The following is a 23,560-nucleotide window of genomic DNA, read 5'->3' as shown; positions in this document are numbered from 1 at the left end:
GGTCAGTCGCCGACGCCCTGCATGCGGCCGACGAAATCGCGTAGGGCCTGGCGATCCTCTTCCGGTCCTCGCCGTCCGCCCTCCACCGTCACCGTCACCCGGCTGCCCGCGGTAATCGGCAGCTCGTCCCACGCCACCGGCAGGACCAGCGCGTGCACGTCGCGCCCGCCGCAGCTGACGGTGATGCGCGAGGTGTAGCGGCCCGCGATGTCCGCGAGTTCCTGGGCTTCGTCGGCGGACAGCGGCCCGACGGCCGTGAATTCTTCGACGTACATCGCCAACCCCTTCCGCGGAACTTTGCCGCCAGTGTAGGAATTGTGCGGATCCTGTGGCGTTCTGCGGCGCGAAAGGTTTCTCCAGGCGAATCCACCTAGGGTCGATCGCATGCGTGTTTGGGTGAACCGGGTGCTGCTCGGTCTGGGCTGGTGCGCCCTCGTCGTCGGAATCGTGGGTGTCGTGCTGTATTTCAGCACGTGGGAGCGGCGGTTGCCGGTGCTCGTCGCCTCCGGGGCGTCGTATCTGATGCTGGGCGCGATCGTCGGACTGCTGCTGTTCGTCGTTGCCAGGGGATGGCGCAGCGCGGCGGCCGCGGGCGTCGTCGCGGTCGCGGTGCTGTGGACGCAGCTGCCGCTGTTCGTGGCGGACGGCCAGGCGGCGAGCGGCCCGGAGATCCGGGTGCTCCAGTCGAATCTGCTGTTCGGCGGCGCCGACCTGCCCGTGGTGGTGCGGGAGGTGCGCGAGCGCCGCGTGGACGTGCTCACCCTGGAGGAACTGACGGCCGAATCGGCCGCGCGGCTGACCACCGAACTGGCCGGTGAGCTCCCGTACCACTACCTGGAGCCGGGGACCTGGGGATCGGGCAGCGGCATCTTCAGCCGATACCCGTTGCGCGACACCAGGAAATACGACGGCTTCGTGATGGCCAATCTCGCGGCCACGATGGAGCACCCGCAGATCGGCCCGGTCGCGGTCTACGCATTCCATCCGATGCCGCCGCCGCTGGACTTCGCGGCGTGGACCGCGGAGATGCGCCGCGTCCGCGAAATCCTGGACGCGCAAACCGGTCCGGCCGTCGTCGGCGCGGATTTCAATGCGACACGCGATCATTCGGCCTTCCGCGATCTGGTGCGCGGCCGATTCGACTCGGCCGCCGATCTCGCGGGCGCGGGCCCGCTGCCCACCTACCCGACCGACCGCGCCTGGGGACCGGTGATCGGGATCGACCACATCCTGGTCGCGGGCGGCACCGCCGAGCAGATGGAAAGCGTGTCCATCCCGGGATCGGATCACCGCGCGGTGTTCGCCGTACTGCGCCTCGACGCCTGAACGACGCGGCTCGAACGGCCTTGCCGACCGCCGTTCGCACACTCCGCATGCATGCCCTACATAGGCATCGCCTGTGTGGGGCGTGCGGAGAGTGTGTGACGTTCACGCGGCGCGCAGGTGGTTGCGCGGGCTCCTGAAGGCAGGGCGCGCAACGCGATACGCGCGCGGGGATGTCAGCGATTACCATGTGAACGCTCGACCGGCGGTGTGGGTAGACCACCGTCCGGCGGCGGCGCGGGCGAGGACTCGCGCAGGACCGGGGAGGAATATCTGATGAGGACCAAACGGCTGCGGTTCGCTGCGATCGCGGTGTTGGTGGCGGTCGGCGCGGCGCTCGCGGGCTGCGGGAGTTCGCAGACGACGAGCTCGGAGAACGCCACCGCCATCGATCCGAACAACCCGTGGATGGTCGCGGGCGCGGCCACCAGCACCGGCCCGAGCGGGCCGCGTCGCGGCGTGCCGGACGCGCCGCTGACGGCGGAGAACGGCGACGGGGGAGCGGTCGACCGGCTCGCCCTCAATGCCATCGGCGACATCGAGGAGTACTGGAAGACCGAGTACGCCAAGACTTTTCCCGGCACCTTCAAGCCGGTGAACAAGTACATCTCCTGGGACGCGCGCGCCCCCAAGGAGCAGTCGGTGAAGTTCTGCAAGGCCGACACCTACAAGCTGGTCAACGCCGCCTACTGCGGGCTCGACCACACCATCGGCTGGGACCGCAGGGTCCTGCTGCCGCTGCTGGAGGACAAATACGGTCCGATGGCCGTGGTGATGGTGCTCGCGCACGAGTACGGGCACGCCATCCAGGGGCAGGCCAAGATCGCCGGGTTCTTCACCGGCGCGCTGGTCAAGGAGCAGCAGGCCGACTGCCTGGCGGGCGTGTTCCTGCGGCATGTCGCCGAGGGCGACGCTGCGCACTTCACCATGAACATGACCGACGGATTGGACGGCGTGCTCGGCGCCACCATCGCGGTGCGCGACACCGACCCCAGCGACCCCGACAACGTGCACGGTTCGGCGTTCGAGCGGGTAACCGCGGTACAGCTCGGCTACACGGAGGGCGCCGAAGCCTGCAAGCGGATCGATAAGAAGGAGATCAAGCAGCGTCGCGGCGACCTGCCGGTGACCTTCGAGGTGGACGACGAGGAGAGCCAGCAGCTTCCGGTGGACCAGGCCTCGCTGACCAGTGTGAGCCAGGCGCTGGCCAAGAACTTCCCGCTCGCCGCCGCACCGAAGTTCGACTACTCCGGCGTGGTGCGCAACTGCTCGAAAGTCACCACCACCGAACCGGTTTCGTACTGCCCGAGCACGAACACGATCGGCACCGACATCCCGGAACTGGCCGAGCGCGTCGGCCCGCTCGACGGCGACGACGAGCCGCTGTCCGCGGTCGTGCAGGGTGATTACAACGCCTTCGTCGTGTTCGTCTCCCGCTACATGCTCGCCGTGCAGCAGGAGCGCAAGCTCTCGCTGACCGGCGCGGAGACCGCGGGCCTGCGCACCGCCTGCCTCAGCGGCGCGTTCACCACCAAGCTGAGCGAGCCGGCCAGCGACCCCCGCCTGTCGGCGAACGACCTCGACGAGGCCGTCTCCGGGCTGCTCGCCGACGGGCTGGCCGCCGCCGACGTGGACGGCAAGGTCGTGAAGAGCGGCTACCAGCGGCTCGAGGCGTTCCGCACCGGCGTGCTCGACGGCGAGCAGGCCTGCATGACCAAGTTCAAGTGAGCGGGCGCGCCGCGGCCGGAGCTATTCGGCCGCGGCGGGCAGCGCGCGCAGCGAGCTGAGCGTGGTCGCCAGCGCGCGAGCGGCCTCGGCGCCCTTGGTCACGAAGTGCCCGGTGAAGTAGTCGACGTGCTCGCTGTGCTCGTGGAAGTGGTGCGGGGTGAGCACGACGGAGAACACCGGCACGTCGGTGTCCAGCTGCACGCGCATGAGCCCGTCGATCACGGCCGAGGCGACGAAATCGTGCCGGTAGATGCCGCCGTCGACCACCAGCGCGGCGGCCACGATCGCGGAGTACCTGCCGGTCTGGGCGAGCCGCTTGGCGTGCAGCGGAATCTCGAACGCGCCGGGCACCTCGAAGACGTCGATGGTGGCCGGGTCGAAGCCGAGGTCGGTGTATTCGGTGGTGAAGCCCTCCAGAGCCTTGCCGACGATCGAGCTGTGCCAGGTGGCGCGGATGAACGCGACGGATCCGGTCGATGTGGTTCCCATGACCGGATCTTACGGCTCGGTAATGTGCTCCTCCAGCCATGTCACCACATCGGTGAGAACCCGGTCCTGCTCCGGCTCGTTGAAGACCTCGTGGTAGAGCCCGTCGTAGCGGATGACCGTCAGATCCTTCGAGGCCGCGCCGCGCTCGATCAGATCCGTGCTGGACGGCGCGGCGAGGACGTCCGCGGTGCCGTGCAGCACCAGCAGCGGGACGGTGAGCTTGTCCAGCCGCTTCTTGACCGTGTCGGTCGCGTTGAGAATCTCGGTGCCGGTGCGGGCCGGGAGCTTGCCGCGGTAGACCAGCGGGTCGGCGTCGTAGGCCGCGACCACCGCGGGATCGCGGCTGATCATCGACGAATCCAGTTTCAGCACACCGAGATTCGGGGTCAGCCGGGACAGCACCGGCGCCACCAGTCGCTGCACCGGGTTGCCGACCGGGATGTCCAGCGGCGGGGCGGAGAGCACGATGCCCGTCACGTCGATCGGCGCGCGGGTGGCCAGATACAGCACGATCAGGCTGCCCATCGAGTGGGCGAGCAGGAACTTCGGCACGCCGGGCTGTTCGCGCGCGGCGATCTCGAGCATGCCCTCGACGTTGTCGGCGGAGCCCGCCATCGAGCCGATGTTCGCCTTGCTGCCCGCCGACTTGCCGTGGCCGAGGTGATCGAGCGCGTAGACCGCGAAACCGGCATCGGCCAGCCGTTTTCCGACGTGGGCGTACCGGCCGGAATGCTCGGCGATACCGTGCACCAGCACCACCACGGCCTTGGTCTCGGTCTCGGGAAGCCATGCGCGCCAGGCGATCCTGCTGCCCGTGCCCTCGAATTCGCCTTTCTCGGTGCGGGTCACCTGCGCTCCTCTCGGGTTGATCCGTGCGCGAGTTCCTCGATCAGTCGCCGATTGAACTCGATGAGGCGAGCGTAGTTCACCCGGGAGATGCGCTCGTCGGTTCCGTGGATTGTCGCCAGGTCGGCCTCGGTCAGCACGATCGGCGCGAAGTTGCATCGGGTGGCGGCGAGATCGTCGTAGTGGCGCGAGTCGGTGGCGCCGGGCACGAGGCCGGTGGTGACCGCGATGCCGGGGACGATGGTCTCGGCCAGCCGGGCGACCAGCTCGAACGCGGGCCCTGGCGCGGTGGTCTGCGACGGTTCCGACGACATCCCGACCAGCTCCAGCTGCACGCCGGGATCGCGGATCACCTTGCGACAGTGCGCGAGCACCCCGGCCACCGAATCACCGGGCAGGATACGGAAATTGACGAGCGCCTCGGCGCGCTGGGGCAGCACGTTCGCCTTCACGCCGCCGCTGATCACGGTGGGGGCGGTGGTGGTGCGCACCAGCGCCTCGGTCTGCGGGCGGGCGGCCATGATCCGGGTGATCATCGGAGTGGCGAGACCGGCGATGCCGAACAGGCGCCTGCGGGTCTCCGGCATCACCGCGCGCAGCCGGGTCAGCATGTCGGCGATCACCGGCGTCAGCCGCAGTGGCATCGGATGATCCTGGACCCGCCCCACCGCCCTGGCGATCCGGCCGACGGCGGTCTGCTTGCCCGGCATCGAGGAATGCCCGCCGGTCTCCTGCACCCGCAGGCGTACGGTGGCATATCCCTTCTCGCCCAGCATGATCGAGGCCACCGGGCGGTCCACGCCGTCGGCTACGCCCTCGGTGATCACGCCGCCTTCGTCCAGCAGCAGGTCGGCGCGCACGCCGAGTCGCCGCAGATGGTCCGCCATCCGGACGGCGCCCTCGTCACCGAAGATCTCCTCGTCGTGCCCGAACGCGAGGTAGAGGGTGTGCCGGGGTCGCACGCCCGCGGCCAGCGCGGCCTCCACCGCTTCCAGGATGGCGATCAGCCTGCTCTTGTCGTCGATGGCGCCGCGACCCCACACGAACTCGTCGTCCACGACGCCGTCGAAGGGCGGATACGTCCAGCGTCGCGCGTCGTCGACCGGCACCACGTCCTGGTGGGCGAGCAGAATCGCCGACACCCGGCTCGGATCGGCGCCGGGCCAGTGGTAGAGCCTGCTGTGGCCGAACAGCTCGAGCTCGAGTTCGGCGTGCACCAGCGGGAACGAGCGCTCCAAGTGCGCGGCGAGTTCCTGGAACGCGGCGTCTGCGGCGCCGGTCGAGTCCTCGGTGGAGACCGTCGCGCAGCGCAGCGCCGCGGCGAGCCGCTCGGCGACGCGGTCGTCGACCCCGGCGGGGGTGGTCTCGGGCGTCATGAGGCGGTCGGGGGCGGCGTGTTCGTGGGCATCACTGCATTCTTCAACACCGGAAAACGGTACCGGTCGGTCGGTGCGTGCGGTGTCACGGCGGATGGCCTTCTGCGTCACTGTGCGGCGGGCAGGTCGATGGAGGTCGCCGGGTTGTTCAGGAGGTCCGCACCGACCGGGAAGCTCTTCTCGCCGCGCCACCTGGCGTGCATGTCGGGCGTGCCGCCGGTGAGGTCGGTGCCGCGCGGGGTGGTGAGCACCGGCAGCTCCAAGCGGGCGTCGTGCACGGTGACGGCGGCGTTGCTCGGTGCGTGCGACCAGACATCGTCGATCACATCGGTGATCTTCGCGCCGAGCCGGTGCCCCGCGGCCAGCGGCCAGTCCTGAGCCAGCAGCCGGAGCTCGGCGTCGGGGCGCACCGGGGCGATGCCGCGGGTGATGATGGTGGCCCGGCCGTCCGGGGCGATGTCGTAGAGCTCGACGGCGACAGTGGCCGACTCGGGACCGGTGAGCCGCAGCGTGGCCGTCGCCATGCCGGACAGGTGCATCGGCTCCGCCAACGGCTGTGACACCGACCAGATCTCGCGATCCCGGCCGGGCAGCAGGCCGCGGTCGGTGTAGGAGCCGGTCCGCAGCGGCACCGAGATGCGCGTCGAATCCGCGGGCGGCCAGGCGGTTTCGGAGCGCCAGCCGCCGTCGAACTGACCGACCCTGACCCGGGGACCGGGCACCTCGACGTCCTTGCCCGCCACGTGCCGGTCGAAGAACGTCATCAGTTCGGCATCGAAAAACGGTGTGCCGCATTTGGTGTGGCAATCGGTGTGGCCCCACTGGCCGAACCAGGCACGGTGCTCGCCGGGGCCGAGACCCTGCCACATCTCGAAGACGCGGTCCGGCCGGGTATTGGCATCGAGGAAACCTTGGCTGACGAACAGCGGAATGGTGTTGCCGCGCAGGTCGTCCACGAGGTCGCGCTCGCGCCACCCGGGGTTGACGGCATCGTGGTCCGTGGTGAGGTCGACGTAGCGCTCGGCGCAGCCCGGCGGCATGCTCACCGCGTTCGCCTGATACTCGGGGGAGTCGTCCCAGTGCGCCGGGGTGGAGGCGATGGCGAGATGTTCCAGACCGACCTGATCGGCGGGGCGGATGCCGTTGTCCGTCACCGGTTTTCCGGAGAACTTCCACGAGACGCCGCGCATGTACAGATACGAGTACGGATCCACCACCGGCGCGAACGCCGCCACCGCGGCCAAGCCCTTGGGTTTCGCCGCGAGCGCGAGCATGCCGGTCCACGCCTCGTACGAGGTGCCGGTCATGCCGACCCGCCCGGTCGACCAGGGCTGGGATGCGGCCCACTCCACCGCGGTGACCACATCCGACCGTTCGCCGGGCCCGCCGTAGTCCGGGCACCCGTTCGAGCCGCCGAACCCGCGCAGATCCACCAGCACGTAGGTGTAGCCCGCCCGCAGCGCGTCATCGACCGGCAAGTTCTCTACGGACGGACCGCCCTCCGGCAGTGGATGGGTCAGGTAGGCCAGGTGCGAGCGGTACGGGCTCACGGTGAGCAGGACGGGTGTCTTGGCGTCGTCGGCGAGGCCGGGCGGGCGCAGGACGTCCGCGTGCAGGCGGGTGCCGTCCGGTGCGGTCAGGTAGGTCTGCCACCACGTGAACGGCACGCCGGGTGGTTCGGCCGCCGCGGGCGTCGCCATCCCGAGCATCAAGGCCACCCCGGCCGCCACCCTCGCCACCACAGAACCCACTCGCACCAGAGGACTATGGTGCCTCACCTGGGCTGGCGTCCAGCCCCGGAATCTGGGGTGCGATCGCCTGCCGGTGACGCGTCGGCTGCCGTAGTTGTTGCCGGAAGGCATCACTCTCGCGAACCTTTGGTCCCGCCAAGGAGATTCGTCTGGTGTCTCAGGCAGGTCGGCGTATGATCGGGCCAGTGCGATCGACCGGGGGAAAGATGGGCGAGCCGGTGACCACGGATTGGGACCGATTCGTGCAGGCACTGGCCCGCTGTCTGGCCCAGCTGCCCTCGCGTGCGACATTGATCATCGCCGCGCCAGGCAACCGCTACGTCCAGTTCGTGCAGTACGACATCAAACTGTCCGCCGAACTCGCGGGCAACCACTATCTGGCCCAGCCGATGTCCTCCGACGCCGAGCGGATGCTGCGCGAACTCGGTTGGCAGGAACCGGTTTCCCGGCGCGAGATCGACAACTGGCAGCGCAGCCTGTTCTGGCCGCTGGCCGATCACGTCCTCGTCGAATTCGCCCGGTCCGTCGCCCTCGGCCTGCACCACGCGCTCGGCGTGCGCGCGCCCACCGAGCTGCGCGCCATGGGCTGGACCGAGGCATCCGGTGATCTGGATCTCACCGTCCTCGGGCTCGTGCCGAGGCCCGGCGCGGACAACTGAGACGCCGGACAGCGCCGAGCCCCCGCCACCCGTGTGGCGAGGGCTCGGGATCGGAGGTGTCAGCCGACGAGGTTCTTACGCAATTTCAGGATCGTGCCCGGATCCAGGCCGAGTCCCTGGGTGAGGAACTTGCCGAAATCGCCGTAGCTCTGTTCCATCTGCTGGATGGCGTTGTCCAGGTAGGCGTCGCGCACCTCCTGCAGCGGGATCAGCAGCTCCGGGTTCTGCATCAGCCCAGCGCGTTTCACGTCCTCGCGCAGTTTGGCGTCGGCGGCCGCGCGGTACTGGTTGGACAGCAGGTAGTCCTGCCGCGCGGTGCGTTCCGGCACGCCGACCGCCCGCAGCATCACGTAGGTGAGCCAGCCGGTGCGGTCCTTGCCCGCGGTGCAGTGGTAGAGCGTGGCGCGGTCGGAGTTCGCTACGTCGCGGATCGTCTGCCCGAAAGCGTTGCGCGAGGCCTCACTCAGGAAACTGCGATACACCCCGGCCATGATCTGCTCGGCCCGCCCGTTGCCCAGCAGCTCCTCCTGCTTCTGCGGATCCCGCGACTGAATCGCCTGCAGCATCTGCTGGAACAGGCCGGTGTCATCGATCGGCCGCGCCACCGCCGAAACACCCGCGGGCAGCTTGTCCTGTCCCGCGAACTGCACCTCGGCGGGCGTCCGGAGATCCACCGCCGCACGCAGATTCAACGTCCCGAGCTTCTGCACATCCGCATCGGTCAGCTTCTCCAGCGAATCGGCCCGAAACGCCTTGCCGGACTTGACCTTGGCCCCGTCATACGTCCGATACCCGCCGATATCCCGGACATTGACGGCCCCCTGCAACTCGATCCGAGCCGCCGACGCCTCCACCGCCGGCTCGGCCACCGCGGGCGTCGAAACCAAAGCCAGCGCACTGAGAGTCGCGCCGATGAGAGCAATGAATGAAATCTTCATGCCGGGCGACACTAGAACGTGTTCTAAGGAACTTCTCAGCTTCGTCGCCGGCCACTCACTCACCGGGATTTCCAACCCGCCCAACGGGATCTGGTCTTTCCGTGCCGCGGCTGCTAGTCCAGGTGCCGGTCATGGTGTAGCGGGTAGCTGCCGCTCGCCGCAGGTCGACTGGCCCGGATGCGCTGTGACTCGGACCATTCGGTGCCCGCCGAGTCGAGGCAAGCGGGTGTCGGTGACGGCGTTCGCTCTCGGCTCGATTGCTGTCTCGGGGGATCGGTCATGCGCGGTGGCCTATTCGTCTGCGGTGACGGCTTTGAGTTCGTCGAGCGACTCGCGGACGAGCTGTGGCAGGTCCCGCTGCTCGCGGTCACCGATCCAGCGCTCGAACGCGATCTTGAAGACAACGATCCCCGCCCCGGCGGTGAGGCTCGCGGCCGAGTCTCGCACGCCGCGTTTGCGCAACGCCGCGGCTATCGCGGCGGCGAGTGACGCGAGTTTGATCAGCTCGCGCTCCTGTAGCGCCGGGTTCGCGGCGATCACAGCCTGGCGCTGCCGGGACAGTTCGCGACGTGCCTCGAGTACGGCACCGGCGGCCTCGAGTGCCGCGGCGACGACGGCCATCGGTGGCGTGGACTCGGCGGCATCGGCAACGGTGGCGACCAGAAGCTCCTGTAGCGAACCGGAGAACAGCACTTCGCGCTTGTCGGCGAAGTGGCGGAAGAACGTTCGCTCCGTCAGCCCGGCTCGTCCGGCGATCTCCGCCACTGTGGTTCGTTCGAATCCGCGCTCGAGGTAGAGCTCCAGGGCCGCCTGCTCGAGTCTGCCGCGCGCGTTCGGCTCCCATCGACCCATGTCGCGATCCTACCTGATGACAGTAGCTGACATCAGCGCTAGAGTTGGTGATGACAGTGGCTGACATCATGCTGTCCTGGTGCGAGGCAACGGTCTCGACCAGCTGACCACCTGGAGGTTCTATCGTGCGTGTTTTCGTAACCGGTGCGTCCGGCTTCATCGGCTCGGCAGTCGTTCCCGAGCTCATCGGCGCGGGCCATGAGGTCATCGGGCTTGCTCGCTCGGACATCTCGGCCGAAGTCCTCACGGCGGCAGGCGCGGCGGTGCACCGCGGCGCTCTCGATGATCTCGACAGCCTGCGGGACGGCGCGGCCGCGTCCGACGGGGTCATTCACCTAGCGTTCAACCACGACTTCGCCGATTACGTGGGTGCCGCGCGCACGGACCGACGTGCGATCGAGGCGCTCGGTGCCGCGCTCGAAGGCTCGGGTCGCCCTCTCGTCATCGCCTCCGGGACGCTCGGGCTTCCGGCGGGGCGAGTGGCGACCGAACATGACGCACCCTCGGCGTCCCCTCGAAACGCCGGTGCGCAGGCGGCGCTCACCTTCGCCGCGCGCGGCGTGCGCTCATCGATACTGCGACTTCCTCCGTCGGTGCACGGCGAGGGGGATCACGGCTTCGTCCCGGCCCTGATCGGCATGGCCCGGAGCACTGGCGTTTCCGGCTATATCGGCGACGGATCCGCCTGCTGGCCCGCGGTGCACCGGCTCGATGTCGCCCGGCTGTTCCGGCTGGCACTGGAGCAGGCCCCGGCGGGAGCGGTGCTGCACGCGGTTGCCGAGGAAGGAATACCCGTCCACGCCATCGCCGAAGTGATCGGCCGCCATCTGAACCTGCCATCGGCCTCGATACCCGACAACGAGGCAGACGAACATTTCGGCTGGTTGGCCCGCTTCTTGGCGTCCGACGTCCGAGTCTCGAGTACCGTGACCCGCAAGCTTCTGGACTGGCAGCCAACCGGCCCAGGGCTCATCGATGACCTCGACCGAGACCACTACTTCCACAACCCATCGGCGTAGTCGCGAGGTCAACCCCGCGAGGTCAGCGTAGGTCCGGGCGGCCGTCGAGATCGACCGACAAGTAGTGCGACCACAGCCGGTGGACCTGAATTGATTCTCCGTCGAAAACGGGACGAGCCCTCCCGCACCGAAGTGCGGAAGGGCTCGAAACGTCTTGCCGTACGACGACTTACACGTCGAAGTAGAGCTCGAACTCGTACGGGTGCGGACGCAGGTTCACCGGGGCGATCTCCTGGGTGCGCTTGATGTCGATCCAGGTCTCGATCAGGTCCGGGGTGAAGACGTTGCCCTCGGTGAGGTAGTCGTGGTCCTGCTCGAGGCGGTCGATGACCGACGCCAGGCTGGTGGGGGCCTGCGGGATGTTCTTGGCCTCCTCCGGCGGGAGCTCGTAGAGGTCCTTGTCGACCGGGGCCATCGGCTCGATCTTCTTCTTGATGCCGTCCAGGCCGGCCATCAGCATGGCGGCGAAGGCCAGGTACGGGTTGCCCGAGGAGTCCGGCGCGCGGAACTCGATGCGCTTGGCCTTCGGGTTGTTGCCGGTGACCGGGATGCGGACCGCGGCGGAGCGATTGCGCTGCGAGTACACCAGGTTGATCGGGGCCTCGTAGCCCGGAACCAGACGGTGGTAGGAGTTCACGGTCGGGTTGGTGAACGCCAGCAGCGACGGCGCGTGGTGCAGGATGCCGCCGATGTAGTGGCGCGCCATGTCCGACAGACCGCCGTAGCCGGCCTCGTCGTGGAACAGCGGCTTGCCGTCCTTCCACAGCGACTGGTGCACGTGCATGCCCGAGCCGTTGTCACCGAAGAGCGGCTTCGGCATGAACGTGACGGTCTTGCCTTCCTGCCACGCGGTGTTCTTCACGATGTACTTGAACAGCTGCAGGTCGTCGGCAGCGTGCAGCAGGGTGTTGAAGCGGTAGTTGATCTCCGCCTGGCCCGCGGTGCCGACCTCGTGGTGGCCGCGCTCGAGCTCGAAGCCCGCGTTCTGCAGGTTGGTCGAGATCTTGTCGCGCAGGTCGACGTAGTGGTCGTACGGCGCGACGGGGAAGTAACCACCCTTGTTGCGGACCTTGTAGCCGCGGTTCAGGGTGCCGTCCGGGTTGAACTCCGCGCCGGTGTTCCAGGAGCCCGAGATCGACTCGATCTCGTAGAAGGCGCCGTTCATGTTCGACTCGTAACGGATCGAGTCGAAGACGTAGAACTCGGCCTCGGGACCGAAGTACGCGGTGTCGGCGATGCCGGTCGACCGCAGGTACTCCTCCGCCTTGCGCGCGATGTTGCGCGGGTCACGGGAGTAGGCCTCGCGGGTGAACGGGTCGTGGACGAAGAAGTTCAGGTTCAGCGTCCTGGCGGCGCGGAACGGGTCGATACGCGCGGTGCTGTAGTCGGGGAGCAGGAGCATGTCCGACTCGTCGATCGACTGGAAGCCGCGAACGGACGAACCGTCGAACGCTAGACCCTCTTCGGCGAGGTCGGCCGTGAAGGCCTTGGCCGGGATCGAGAAGTGCTGCTGCACACCGGGAAGATCGCTGAAGCGGATATCGACGTACTCGATGTCCTCTTCCTTGATGTACTGGATGACCTCATCGGCCGTGCTGAACGTCACTTGTTCTCCTTACGGATCGGTTCCCAGCCAGTGTCGATTGCATGGGTTCGTCGCGACCAGACGCTATGGATGCGGTGTTTCCCTACAGTCAAGGCTGTGTTTCGCCAGTGTTACACGTGCGGCTTGCCGAGTGGCGATGGCCACCCGGTCTCGCCCAGCATGGTAATCCTGCCATCCGCCGCGCGCCGCGTGACGCTGAACTCCCCTTATGCGGTGCCTGGCGGAAGAGGGTAGCCGCCTATTCTGGAGGCCATGGCGCGTATCACCGGATCCTGGCTTTCCGGACCTTCGGCGGACCCCGGGGACCCGGCTACGCCCGAGTTTCCCGGCGAACACCTCGGCCTGCCCCGCGAGGGCGCCGGTTCGCTGGCCGGGATGGGCCGCCGGATCGCGGCCCTGTTCGTCGACTGGATGATCGCGGTCGGCGTTTCCGCTCTGATCGTGCGCGGTGTGAACGCGAACCTTCCGCTGCTCATCTGGTTCGTCATCGGCGTGGCCGCGGTCTCGTTGTTCGGCTTCACGCCGGGGCAGTACTTCCTGCGGTTGCGGGTCATCCGGATCGATGCGGCCGCGCCGGTCGGGTTCGTGCGGGCGCTGGCACGGCAGGTGCTGTTGGTGTTCGTGGTGCCCGCGTTGTTCACCGATGGGGATGGACGCGGTATGCACGATCGGGCGACCGGGACCGCGCTGGTCAAGTCGCGCTAGTGACGGCCGCCATTCGAACGTTGCGCGCAGGTTGGGCGCCGACACGGGCGCGCTGCTGAGCGCGCCGCGGTAAGCGCTTTCGAGTAGCGCCACCCACCTCCGGCTGCGCCGCGAGCCCTGCTGCTCCCCGGAAGCGAGCGGCTGGTTTCGAGGTGTCACTCGGCGAATGCCCGTCTCGGTAGTGATCGAGCGGAGAGAAAGGGTGGTTCGCCACGGCGTGTCGACCACCTTTTCTCTCCGCTCGATTCTCCGTAGCCAGGCTGATGAGCACTATCGAAGCGTGCGCCGCAGGAAGTCGCGGATCAGATCGGCGATCTCGTCCCCGTGGGTTTCCAGGGCGAAATGCCCGGCGTCGAGGAGGTGCAGTTCCGCGTTCGGCAGGTCGCGGAGGTACGCGCGGGCGCCGTCGGGGCCGAAGATCTCGTCGTGTTCGCCCCAGGTGATCAGCACCGGCGGCTGGTGCTCGGCGAAGTACTTCTGGAACGTCGGGTAGCCGTCCAGGTTGAACTGGTAGTCCCAGAAGAGCTGGAGTTGGATCTCCTTGTTGCCAGCGCGGTCGAGATAGGCCTGGTCCAAGGTCCAGGTGTCGGGGCTGACGCGGTCGCGGCGGTCCTCGGGGACGCCGTGCAGATACTGCCATTCGGTGGCGTCGAGTTCGAGCAGCTTGCGTACCTCGGTCTCGTTGGCGGCGCGGTCCTTGGCGTGAGCGAACAGGATCTCCCAGAACGGCGTGAAGCCCTCGATGTAGGCGTTGCCGCTCTGGCTGATGATCGCGGTGACCCGCTCGGGGTGGCGGCTCGCGATGCGCAACCCGATCGGTGCGCCGTAGTCCTGGATGTAGAGGGCGAAGCGGTCGACGCCGAGGGTGTCGAGGAGTTCGGCGGTGATCTCGGTCAGTTTGTCGAAGCTGTAGTCGAATTCGTCGACGCGCGGCATGGACGACCGGCCGAAGCCGATGTGGTCCGGCGCGATGAGGTGGTAGGCGTCCGCGAGGTCGCGCAGCAGGTTGCGGAACATGGCCGAGCTGGTCGGGAATCCGTGGAGCAGGACGAGGGTGGGATTCGCGGGGTTGCCCGCCTCGCGGTAGAAGACGGTGAGGTCCTGGATCTGGGCGGTCCGGTGGTGCACGACGGTCATTGCTCTCTCCTCGAAGTCGATGGCGAACGGTCTCTAACCTCTCAATAAACTTTGAACAGTTATAGATGAGCGAGGTGTTCCCGTTCTGGGAAAGGATTTTCGACATCCTCGGCCGCCGACCGCCTGATCAGGCGAGATGGTCTCGAGGTCTCGGAAATGACGAAGGCCCGCGTCCCAAACTGTGGGACACGGGCCTCTCCTAAAACCGAACTCAGCGCCTGCGAATGGTGCGCTGCACCCCGCGCATCTTGGCCCCCGCGGGCATCGGCCCCTTCGGCAGCGCGGGCCCGCTGCGCGAGCTGAGGGCGGCAAGCCGTCCTTCGATGTTGTCGATGCGCTTGGTGTCGATGTTGCGCGGCAGCTTGGTCAGGTAGCGCTGGAGTTCCTTCAGCGGGACCTGACCCTCCTCGTTGCCGATGACGACGTCGTAGATCGGGGTGTCGCCGATGAGCCGCGCGGTGCGCTTCTTCTCCTGGGCGAGCAGTGCCTTGAGTCGCTGCGGCGAACCCTCACCGACGAAGATCACACCGGGCAGGCCGATCACGCGGTGCACCGCGTCCAGCTGGGTGGTTGCGGCGACGCCGTTGCTGACCCGCCACTTGCCCTGCAGGTTGTCCAGCACCCACGCGGCCGCGCCCGCTTGGCCTTCGGCCTTGGCGTAGACGTTCTTCTGCACGCGGCGGCCGAACACGATGAACGCGACCAGCACGCCGAGCAGGATGCCCACCGGAAGCAGGAACCACTGCAGATCGAAGATCAGTCCGATCACCAGGAACAGCAGGGTGATGCCGAGCACCGCGCCGATCATCAGGGGCAGCAGGAGCTTGTCTTCCTTGCGCTGCATCTGGAACGCCTGCCAGAGCTGCTGGCGCCGCTCCTTCGACGCCTGCTTGCGCGCCGCCTTCGCCGCGGCCTTCGCTTCCTTCGACGGGTTCCCGCCCTTGCCTGCTGCCATGTGTTTCAGAATAGTGGCCGCCGAGCTCATCATTTGCGCCGGGACGGTGGACGGTTTCGAACCGGAGCGCGACGACGGCGGAACGTCGGTAGCCACCGTCCCGCATCGCGTCCACCGCCGCCGCGCATAAGGCCGGATCTGCTGGTAAGAGCCGGTCGACCTGCTCTCGTCGCGCCGTGATGTCGTTGCCGTCCAGGTACTCCTCCTCCGGTTCCATCCCGTGCCCGAGGAACCGGAGACTGTCCCGCTCGGAATAGTCGAGATCCGGGATCGAGGACCAGGCGCTGTGCATCCCGAACAGCGCCGCTGAGACGACGTGTTCGGTCGGGGCGGAAAGCCGCCCGTGATCAGGTCGAGCAACTTCATCGTGCCCAGCCCTTGCCGCGCACGCTCGGGCGCGGGTGCACCGAACAGCACCGGGTGGAAACTGCCGCGCGCGACTGCGCGCTCCAGGTCGGCGACCAACGTCCCCTGCCCGGCGAGCCTGTCGATCGCGGCGCGCGTCGCCCGCTCCGCGGCGATGGTCCCTGCCGCGATGTCGTCCTCGACGGACTCGTGGAGTGCGGCGAAATCGCGGAGGGCGGTCCACCCAAAGTTGAGCGGCCAGGCACGCGATATCCGGCCACGCGTCGTAGTTCAGCAGGCCCGCGTTGGGTGTCGGCGGTGAGTGTCGGCGCCACCGCGGCCGGGCCCGCCGCCGAGCACTACCGTCGCTACGACCGTCGACTCGATCGCTACGACCGTCGACTCGATCGCTGCCACCGCCGACTCGACCGCCGCGGCCGAGGTCGACTCGACCGCCGCGACCGTCGATCCGACTGCTACGACTGTCGATCCGACTGCTACGACTGTCGATCCGACTGCTACGACTGTCGATCCGACTGCTACGACTGTCGATCCGACTGCTACGACTGTCGATCCGACCGCTACGACTGTCGATCCGACCGCCGCGACCGTCGACTCGACCGCCACGACCGCTGCGAGACCGCCGATCCGACCGCCGCGAGCGCGTCCACGATCCGCGTAGCGCCGATCCGCTTGGCGCCGAGCCGTGTGGCCGGTCCGGACTTACGGCCGTCGAATCCCTTTCAGCCCTTACCGTTTTCGCGGAGCGCCCCGGCGAGCTGCGACGGCATCGGCTCGTGACGCACGTACATCCTGCTGAAATCCCCGGTCCCGTGCGAGAGCGAACGCAGGTCGATCGCATAGCGGCTGAGTTCCAATTCCGGCACCTCGGAGCGGATTCGGGTGCGCCCGGTCCCGTGCGGTTCCGTGCCGAGCACCCGTCCGCGACGGCTCGACAGATCGCTCAGCACCGGCCCCAGGTAGTCGTCGGAGACGACGACCCAGACCTCGGCGTACGGCTCGAGAAGATCGATGCCCGCGGCGGCCGCTGCCTCGCGCAGCGCCAGCGCGCCCGCGGTCTGGAACGCGGCATCGGAGGAGTCGACCGAATGCGCCTTTCCGTCGAAGAGCGTGATCCGCACGTCCACCAGCGGATACCCCGCCGCGACGCCGCGCGCCGCCTGCGCACGCACTCCCTTCTCCACCGAGGGAATGAACTGGCGCGGCACCACGCCGCCGACCACCTTGTCCACGAACTCGATCCCCGAACCACCCGGCAGCGGTTCCACCTCGATCTCGCACACCGCGTACTGCCCGTGCCCGCCCGACTGCTTCACGTGCCTGCCGCGCGCTTTCGCCGTGCCCGCGAACGTCTCCTGCAACGCGACCTTGTGATCCACGGTGTCCACCTGCACCCCGAACCGGGTGCGCAGCCGCTCCAGCGCGACATCACGGTGCGCCTCGCCGAGGCACCAGAGCACCAATTGGTGTGTCTGGCTGTTGTTCTCGAGACGCAGGGCGGGATCCTCCGCAGCCAGCCGGGTCAGCCCTTGCGAGAGCTTGTCCTCGTCGGACTTGCTGTGCGCGCGAATCGCGATGGGCAGCAAGGGATCCGGCATCGGCCACGGTTCGATCACCAGTGGCTTGCCGGTGCCGGACAGGGTGTCGCCGGTCTCGGCGTGACCCAGCTTGGTGACGTACGCGATGTCGCCCGCGATGGCCTCGCCCAGCGGGCGCTGCTGTTTGCCGAACGGCGCCGTCACCGAACCGACCCGCTCGTCCACGTCGTGGTCGGGGTGTCCGCGGTCGGCCAAGCCGTGCCCGCAGACGTGCACGGTGTCGTCGGCGTGCAGGGTGCCGGAGAAGATGCGCACCAGCGACACCCGGCCCACGTACGGATCCGACGCGGTGCGAATGACCTCCGCGGCCAGCGCGCCGTTCGGGTCGCACGCCAGCGGGGTCGGCGCCGCGCCATTGGACGCGGGCGCCGCAGAGACGACGTGTTCGGTCGGTGCGGGAAAGCCGCCCGTGATCAGGTCGAGCAACTCCATCGTGCCCAACCCCTGCCGCGCGCCCTCCGGAGCGGGCGCACCGAACAGCACCGGGTGGAAACTGCCGCGCGCCACCGCGCGCTCCAGGTCGGCGACCAACGTCCCCTGCTCGATGTCCTCGCCGCCGAGGTAGCGGTCCATCAGGGACTCGTCCTCGCTCTCGGCGATGATGCCCTCGATGAGCCGGTTGCGCGCCTCGTCCAGCGCCGCAGCCTGCTCCGCCGACGGCTCGCCACGCACTCCTTCGCCGGAGGCGTAGTCGACCACGCAGTGCGGCAGCAACTCGATCAGTCCCGTGACCGGACGATGCCCGTCCACGCCACGCGGCCCGTACACCGGCAGATGCAGCGGCAGGATGTTCTCCGACGCTCCGCCACCGAGCACCTCCCGGCACGTCTGCACCATCTCGTCGAAGTCCGCGCGCGCGGTGTCCAGGTGCGTGATGACGATGGCCCGCGGCATGCCGACGGCCGCGCACTCCTCCCACAGCGCACGGGTCGCCCCGCTCACCCCCTCGGCGCCCTCCGCCGCCGAGATGACGAACAGCGCCGCGTCCGCCGCGCGCAACCCCGCCCGCAGTTCACCGACGAAATCCGCGTATCCCGGCGTATCGACCAGATTGACCTTCATCTCCTGCCACGCCAACGGCACCACCGACACCTGCACCGACCGGTGCTGCCGATGTTCGATCTCGTCGTAGTCCGACAGCGACGTGCCGTCCTCCACCCGCCCCGCGCGATTCACCGCGCCCGCCGTCAGGGCCATCGCCTCGACCAGCGTCGTCTTCCCCGAGCCGCTGTGACCGACCAGGACCACATTCCGAATGCGTTCCGGCCGATCCACCGTCACTACTCTGCCGTTGCCCCCGGCAGGTCCACTCGATTTGTCCACCATGTGTCACGCTTCCTCGCCTCGACACCGCGGTCATATCGAGCTTCCCACCATCGGGAGCTGTGCGTCCACGAATCGGGGGAGAAGGGCGAGGAGCTGGGCCGACGGGGTTCGCGGTCGTCGAGTTGCCGGACGGCTGGTGGACAAGATCATCTGAGTCCGGTGGCGTGAGTGGGCGGCGGACCGAGTGCTCGGCATCCTTGGTCGACAGCGGACGGTGGCTTGTGCCAACTGTTTTGGGGGTGGTAGGTGGAGTCGCTCTATCGGTAACGTCTGTCCGGTTTCATCCTGGCAGACGAAATCGAGGACAATGTCGAGATACCGCACGCTGACCGCGGCACTGACCGTCGCGGCACTCACCTTTGCGCCTGCAGCGCTATCGGCCGTCGCGCACGCCGAGCCCGCGCAGTACGCCCCGACCATGCTCATCCTGGACGCGTCCGGGTCCATGCAGCGGCCCGACCAGGGCGGCACGATGATGGATTCCGCGAAGCAGGCCGTGCGCACCTTCGTCGAATCGGCGCCTGCCGAGGCGAAGGTCGGGCTCACCACCTACGGCACAGGCACCAGTAACGACGAAGCCGACAAGGCAGCGGGCTGCCGCGACGTCCAGCTCCTGCGGCAGCCGAACACCATCGACAAGCCCGCGCTCACCAGCGCCGTCGACGGTATCCAGGCTCGCGGCTGGACGCCCATGGGCACCGCGCTGCGCCAAGCCGCCGACGCCCTGCCGTCCTCGGGGCCGCGCTCGATCGTGCTCGTCTCCGACGGTGACGACACCTGCGCGCCGCCCGACCCGTGCGACGTCGCCAAGGAACTGAAGCAGAAGGGTGTCGACCTCGTCGTCCACTCGATCGGCTTCGCCGTCGACGACAAGGCGCGTGCCCAGCTGACCTGCATGGCCCAGGCGACCGGCGGCAGCTACAGCGACGCCGCCGACGGCGCCGCGCTGAAACGCATTCTGCCCCGGGTGAGTTCGGCCGCCCTGCGCAACTACCAGGCCACCGGTACGCCCATCACCGGCACCGACGGCTACCAGACAGCGCCGGTCGCGAAGCCGGGTCAGTACCTCGACACCATCGGCCAGCACGAGAAGCGTTTCTACGCCGTGGATGTGCCCGCGGGCGCGACCGCCTACTTCACCGGCATCGTCTCGTTCCCGCGGACGACCGGCGTATCCATCACCGACGACATGGGTGTGCTGGAACTGCGCGTCTACGGCCGCGACGGTACCGATTGCAACGTCAGGGAACGGGAGCTGGAGGGCCGTGCCAGCGACGGTGTCGCGATCACCGTCAGCAGCACCTTCGAGGGTGCGGCCGCGACACCGTCCGGTGGCAGCTCGGACAAGTGCAAGGGCGGCGGCCGGTACTACTACGAGCTCCACTGGGACATCGCACCGCGGGGCGCGCCCGCACGACTGCCGGTGGAGATCCTCGTCGGCATCGAACCCGGCGTCACCGATCCGGGGACGCCCACGCTCGGCGAGGCCACCACGTTCACCGATCCGGCTGGGGCCGTGCAGCCGGTCAGCGGTGGCGGGTCGTTCACCGTCGCCTCGACACTCGAGGGCAGCGGCAAGTACACCGACACCGTGCAATCCGGCGAGTACGTCTTCTACAAGGTGCGGCTGGACTGGGGCCAGGGCCTGGCGTACCGGGTGCGCTTCGGCGAGACGGGAGGGGCGGGGTACACCTCGGCCACGAATGTCGAGACGACGCTGTACTCACCGCTCGGCCGCCGGGTCGACTCCGACACCGGCGCCTACACCGGCCGGACGGCCGCCGAGTTGAAACTCGCGTCGGTGCCGATCCGCTACGCCAACCGGGACGCCAACGACTCGGAGGTACAACGTCAGGCGGTGGCCGGGTGGTACTACATCGCGGTCAAGGTGGGTATGCCGTCCGGCGCGACGGCAATGCCGCCGACTCCGGTCGAACTCGATCTGACCGTCGCCGGTACGCCGGAAGCGGGGCCGACCTACACGACCGGCAGCGCCGACGTCCTCGGCGAGCAGTCCGGGCCCGGCGCCGAGAAGCCGGTGGTCGTGAGCGGTTCGAGCTCGAACACGGAGTGGGTCGCCATCGTCGGCATCGGTGTCGGCGTGGTCGCGGTGATCGGCATCGGGGTGGCGATCTGGTTCGTCGCCCGGCGCCGCGCCTGATCCGTCCCGAACCCGCTGGCAACCGAGTTCCCCTGGGTGCCAGCGGGTTCAGCGTTTCCGGCTCTGTGGTCCGACGCTTTTCAGGCCGAGATCGTCCCACTCCAGGACGTGAACGACCGTCCCTTCGACTGGCAACCGAAGCTGCCGTGGAAGCCGACCGAACACCGGGCCCCCGCGTACTCGATGAAGGGACCCCACTGCCCGTCGCCGGTTTTCACATCGTTGAGCGACGGATTGCCGCCGGGCAGCGTGTACGGCGTCCCGGCATCGAACATCGGGTGCGCGGGCAGCCACTGCTGGTCGATGACGATCTCGTTCACCGTCAGCAGGAAGGGCAGGAAGCTGTACTGCAACCGCGTCGGCGACCCCAGATCGCAACCGACAGCGCCGTTGTCGTAGATCGCGCAGTTGGTGCTGCCCACGCTGAAGTACACCGGTCCCGGTTCGGCCTGCGCGGTCGCCGCCAACACGACCGGCGCCACAGCGGCGGCCGCCGCGACCCCGGCAATCTTCCTCACGATGCGTCTCATACGTCGGTACTCCTCGGACTCGATGTGGCCGAACAGGTTGTCAGGTCTGTCGAACTCGGGAAGGTATTCGTTTCGGTTGGCAGGGGCGGACCGACCTCGTCGGATGTGGGCGAACTCCCGAACGCACGACGAGGGCAGCGCGGGCGTGTCCTGCCGACATGCCGCCATTGCCTGCCCCCGTGTCGCCAATCCCCTGCTCTTACAGTGCCTTTCGATTCGCGAGGCGCGGCGGCGGCGAATAACGTTGAACCGTCGAGTGGCGTGGACGCGATGGAGGTGGCCGTCGATGCTGGTCATCAACGAACGAACGGCGATACCGAGATCCGAGCAGCGAGTGCTCGAGTGGATGCGGACCTGGACCGGCCAGTACGTGATTGTGGGCCTGGCCATTTCGGGCTGCTACATCCCGGAGCGCGATCGCAAGGGTCGAGCGCAGGAAGCGGACCTGGTGGTGATCACGCCCCGAGCGGTGGTGGTCCTGGAGGTCAAGGGCATGGCTCCGGAGGCGAGCAACGGAACCCTCACCATTCAGGCCAACGGTCGTTGGCGGCTGTCGGGGTTCGAGGGCGATCCGATCCACGTCCGAGACCAGGACACGAGCCCGTTCGACCAGGTCACGAGCAACGTCTTCAACTTGAAGGCGCTGGTGAGCCCGCGTCATCCCGAAGCGTTCGTCGACGGCCTGGTCGTCGTTGTGCCGCCACGGGAATCGACCGTGACGTTGAACGTCGAATCGCGGCGACACGGATGCGGCGTCGTGCTCGGCTCCACGCCCGGTGAACTGCGTGCCTGGTTCCACCGCACCGCGGGCCGACGGTTCGTATGGACCGCCGAGGACGTTCACGCGCTGCTGGACGAGCTGAATCTCGGCGACGAGGTCACGATCGAAGAGCTTGTGGCCGAGGGGTTTCCACGGGTACGCAAGCAACTTCTCGACAAGGTGCAGGACCGGCGGCCGCGTGAGGAGCAGCCGCCCTGGATCGAGCCGGACCCCGACGTCGAACCGATCCGGAAACCACGTAGATCCGAAGGTGGCGGACACGCGCCCTTGATCGAACCGGAGGATGCGGAGACGGCGGAAGCCGCGTGCCCGCGATCGGCAGAAGTACCGGCTCCTGCTCCGGAGGTCGGCGCGGAAGCCACACACTCCGCGGTTGCCCTGGAAACCTCGCGGTCGTCACACTTGGACGAGGCCGATGTGCAGGCATCGCCGGGGCACGTAGTGCTGGTCGAGGGTGATGCTGGTCCGTCGGGCTCCGGACTGGTCGGGATGCAGCCGTCGGGGCACGTCGTGCTGGTCGAGGACGAGCCCCGCCCGTCTCGCTCCGAGCAGGCAGAAATGGAGTCGTCGGGACAGGTGGTGCTGGTCGAGGGTGACACCAGCCGGTCGGGCTCGGAGCAGGCCGAGTTGGAGTCGTCGGGGCACGTGGTGCTGGTCGAGGGTGACACCAGCCGGTCGGGCTCCGGACTGGTCGAGATGCAGTCGTCGTCGGAGCACGTGGCGGTGGTCGAGGGGGACGCTGGCCCGTCGGGCTCCGGACTAGTCGAGACGCAGTCGTCATCGGGACAAGTGGTACTGGTCGAGGACGACGCCAGTCCGTCTCGCTCCGAGCTGGCCGAGATGCAGTCGTCGGGACACGTGGTGCTGATCAAGGGCGACCCCAGCCCCGCACGCTCCGAGCATCCGTCCACACTTCCGGACAGCGCAACGGAATCGCAGTTCACCGATCGTTGGTCGTCCTGGATACTGCCGGACACCGAAAGTCCCCGCCCGCAAGCAACTTCGACGGCCGTTCGCGAACGAGTCCGGATCACACCGGAGAGCGAGCCGAAACCGCTGCGTCGCCTCCGGCCAGCACCCGCCCCGGAAGCTCGGCGCAGCGTCGAGATCCTCGGGCGGACGATTTCTGTTCCGCAAACGTTGGAGGGCCCCGGGGTTTCGGTATTGCGCGACAACCATCGTGCCCAGCAACTGGCTGCCTGCGCCGTCGTCGCCCTCACCCTCTGTGCGATATGGCTCATGGCCTCCACCTGCTCGGCGCGGCCTGGCAATGCGGACGAATCACCCAGACCCGTTCCGCAGTCGGAAGTCGTGCCGCCGCCGGCGCAGGGCGCCGAGCAGTCCGAAGCGGGGCCGATGTCCGTGCCGCCCGTCTGCTTTCCGTTCCCGCCCGAATGCTGAAAGGGGCGGGTAG

The 23,560-nt window shown here is 68.1% G+C and carries 19 protein-coding genes; 7 read left to right on the top strand and 12 right to left on the bottom strand.

Going from position 1 to position 23,560, the window contains the following annotated elements; all coding sequences use genetic code 11:
* Positions 1-2 precede the first annotated feature (2 nt).
* Complete coding sequence (locus NL1_RS15790) at positions 3-275, bottom strand: HPr family phosphocarrier protein (RefSeq protein WP_067840101.1); 273 nt, start codon at positions 273-275, stop codon at positions 3-5.
* A 109-nt stretch (positions 276-384) separates the two neighbouring features.
* On the opposite strand from NL1_RS15790, the gene NL1_RS15785 reads away from it, so the two are divergent.
* Complete coding sequence (locus NL1_RS15785) at positions 385-1,326, top strand: endonuclease/exonuclease/phosphatase family protein (RefSeq protein WP_067840099.1); 942 nt, start codon at positions 385-387, stop codon at positions 1,324-1,326.
* 273 nt (positions 1,327-1,599) lie between these two features.
* Positions 1,600-3,051: a neutral zinc metallopeptidase gene (locus tag NL1_RS15780; protein WP_067840170.1), complete on the top strand. Its 1,452-nt coding sequence runs from the start codon at positions 1,600-1,602 to the stop codon at positions 3,049-3,051.
* Positions 3,052-3,072: 21 nt separating this feature from the next.
* Here the strand turns inward: NL1_RS15780 and NL1_RS15775 are convergent, their stop codons facing one another.
* The 4 genes from NL1_RS15775 to NL1_RS15760 all read right to left on the bottom strand — a co-directional run bounded on the left by NL1_RS15775 (position 3,073) and on the right by NL1_RS15760 (position 7,519).
* The gene (locus NL1_RS15775) at positions 3,073-3,540 is read right to left on the bottom strand and encodes a 6,7-dimethyl-8-ribityllumazine synthase (RefSeq protein ID WP_067840097.1); all 468 of its coding nucleotides are present in this window, start codon (positions 3,538-3,540) and stop codon (positions 3,073-3,075) included.
* Positions 3,541-3,549: 9 nt separating this feature from the next.
* Positions 3,550-4,389 carry an alpha/beta hydrolase gene (locus NL1_RS15770; RefSeq protein WP_067840095.1) on the bottom strand — a complete coding sequence of 280 codons (840 nt, stop codon included), beginning with the start codon at positions 4,387-4,389 and terminating at the stop codon, positions 3,550-3,552.
* Positions 4,386-5,762, bottom strand: a complete 1,377-nt coding sequence (locus tag NL1_RS15765; protein ID WP_067840168.1) for a M20/M25/M40 family metallo-hydrolase — start codon at positions 5,760-5,762, stop codon at positions 4,386-4,388. Before NL1_RS15765 ends, NL1_RS15770 begins: the two co-directional genes overlap by 4 nt.
* A gap of 107 nt (positions 5,763-5,869) precedes the next feature.
* Positions 5,870-7,519, bottom strand: coding sequence for a CocE/NonD family hydrolase (locus NL1_RS15760; RefSeq protein ID WP_245673294.1), 1,650 nt, complete (start codon positions 7,517-7,519; stop codon positions 5,870-5,872).
* A 179-nt stretch (positions 7,520-7,698) separates the two neighbouring features.
* Between NL1_RS15760 and NL1_RS15755 the strand changes: the two genes are divergently transcribed.
* Positions 7,699-8,172 (top strand): TY-Chap domain-containing protein, encoded by a 474-nt coding sequence (locus NL1_RS15755; protein WP_156094876.1) that lies wholly within the window; start codon positions 7,699-7,701, stop codon positions 8,170-8,172.
* A 59-nt stretch (positions 8,173-8,231) separates the two neighbouring features.
* Here the strand turns inward: NL1_RS15755 and NL1_RS15750 are convergent, their stop codons facing one another.
* On the bottom strand, positions 8,232-9,110 hold the full coding sequence (locus NL1_RS15750; RefSeq protein ID WP_067840164.1) for a tyrosine-protein phosphatase: 879 nt from the start codon (positions 9,108-9,110) through the stop codon (positions 8,232-8,234).
* Positions 9,111-9,401: 291 nt separating this feature from the next.
* Entirely contained in the window at positions 9,402-9,962 is a 561-nt protein-coding gene (locus NL1_RS15745; protein ID WP_067840091.1) for a TetR family transcriptional regulator, read from the bottom strand.
* Between the two features lie 125 nt (positions 9,963-10,087).
* On the opposite strand from NL1_RS15745, the gene NL1_RS15740 reads away from it, so the two are divergent.
* Complete coding sequence (locus NL1_RS15740) at positions 10,088-10,981, top strand: SDR family oxidoreductase (RefSeq protein ID WP_067840090.1); 894 nt, start codon at positions 10,088-10,090, stop codon at positions 10,979-10,981.
* Between the two features lie 169 nt (positions 10,982-11,150).
* Here NL1_RS15740 and glnA read toward each other — a convergent pair whose 3' ends face one another.
* Positions 11,151-12,587, bottom strand: coding sequence for a type I glutamate--ammonia ligase (glnA, locus tag NL1_RS15735; RefSeq protein ID WP_067840088.1), 1,437 nt, complete (start codon positions 12,585-12,587; stop codon positions 11,151-11,153).
* Positions 12,588-12,839: 252 nt separating this feature from the next.
* Here glnA and NL1_RS15730 point away from each other — a divergent pair, with 252 nt between their 5' ends.
* Positions 12,840-13,292, top strand: coding sequence for an RDD family protein (locus NL1_RS15730; protein ID WP_067840086.1), 453 nt, complete (start codon positions 12,840-12,842; stop codon positions 13,290-13,292).
* A 270-nt stretch (positions 13,293-13,562) separates the two neighbouring features.
* On the opposite strand, the gene NL1_RS15725 is transcribed toward NL1_RS15730, so the two are convergent.
* The 3 genes from NL1_RS15725 to NL1_RS15715 form a co-directional block, all read right to left on the bottom strand.
* Positions 13,563-14,429 carry an alpha/beta fold hydrolase gene (locus NL1_RS15725; RefSeq protein ID WP_067840084.1) on the bottom strand — a complete coding sequence of 289 codons (867 nt, stop codon included), beginning with the start codon at positions 14,427-14,429 and terminating at the stop codon, positions 13,563-13,565.
* 211 nt (positions 14,430-14,640) lie between these two features.
* Complete coding sequence (locus NL1_RS15720; RefSeq protein WP_067840163.1) at positions 14,641-15,384, bottom strand: DUF4191 domain-containing protein; 744 nt, start codon at positions 15,382-15,384, stop codon at positions 14,641-14,643.
* Between the two features lie 1,088 nt (positions 15,385-16,472).
* Entirely contained in the window at positions 16,473-18,674 is a 2,202-nt protein-coding gene (locus NL1_RS15715; RefSeq protein ID WP_067840083.1) for an elongation factor G-like protein EF-G2, read from the bottom strand.
* Positions 18,675-18,981: 307 nt separating this feature from the next.
* On the opposite strand from NL1_RS15715, the gene NL1_RS15710 reads away from it, so the two are divergent.
* The gene (locus NL1_RS15710) at positions 18,982-20,835 is read left to right on the top strand and encodes a vWA domain-containing protein (protein ID WP_067840081.1); all 1,854 of its coding nucleotides are present in this window, start codon (positions 18,982-18,984) and stop codon (positions 20,833-20,835) included.
* Between the two features lie 80 nt (positions 20,836-20,915).
* Here the strand turns inward: NL1_RS15710 and NL1_RS15705 are convergent, their stop codons facing one another.
* Positions 20,916-21,365 carry a hypothetical protein gene (locus NL1_RS15705; protein WP_156094875.1) on the bottom strand — a complete coding sequence of 150 codons (450 nt, stop codon included), beginning with the start codon at positions 21,363-21,365 and terminating at the stop codon, positions 20,916-20,918.
* A gap of 286 nt (positions 21,366-21,651) precedes the next feature.
* Here NL1_RS15705 and NL1_RS15700 point away from each other — a divergent pair, with 286 nt between their 5' ends.
* The gene (locus tag NL1_RS15700; protein WP_067840079.1) at positions 21,652-23,547 is read left to right on the top strand and encodes a nuclease-related domain-containing protein; all 1,896 of its coding nucleotides are present in this window, start codon (positions 21,652-21,654) and stop codon (positions 23,545-23,547) included.
* The last annotated feature ends 13 nt before the right edge of the window (positions 23,548-23,560 follow it).

It is taken from the genome of Nocardia lijiangensis NBRC 108240 (genome assembly GCF_001613045.1).
Classification (GTDB): domain Bacteria; phylum Actinomycetota; class Actinomycetes; order Mycobacteriales; family Mycobacteriaceae; genus Nocardia; species Nocardia lijiangensis.
Note: the sequence above shows the minus strand (reverse complement) of the source record. Positions and strands in the feature narration are given on the sequence as shown.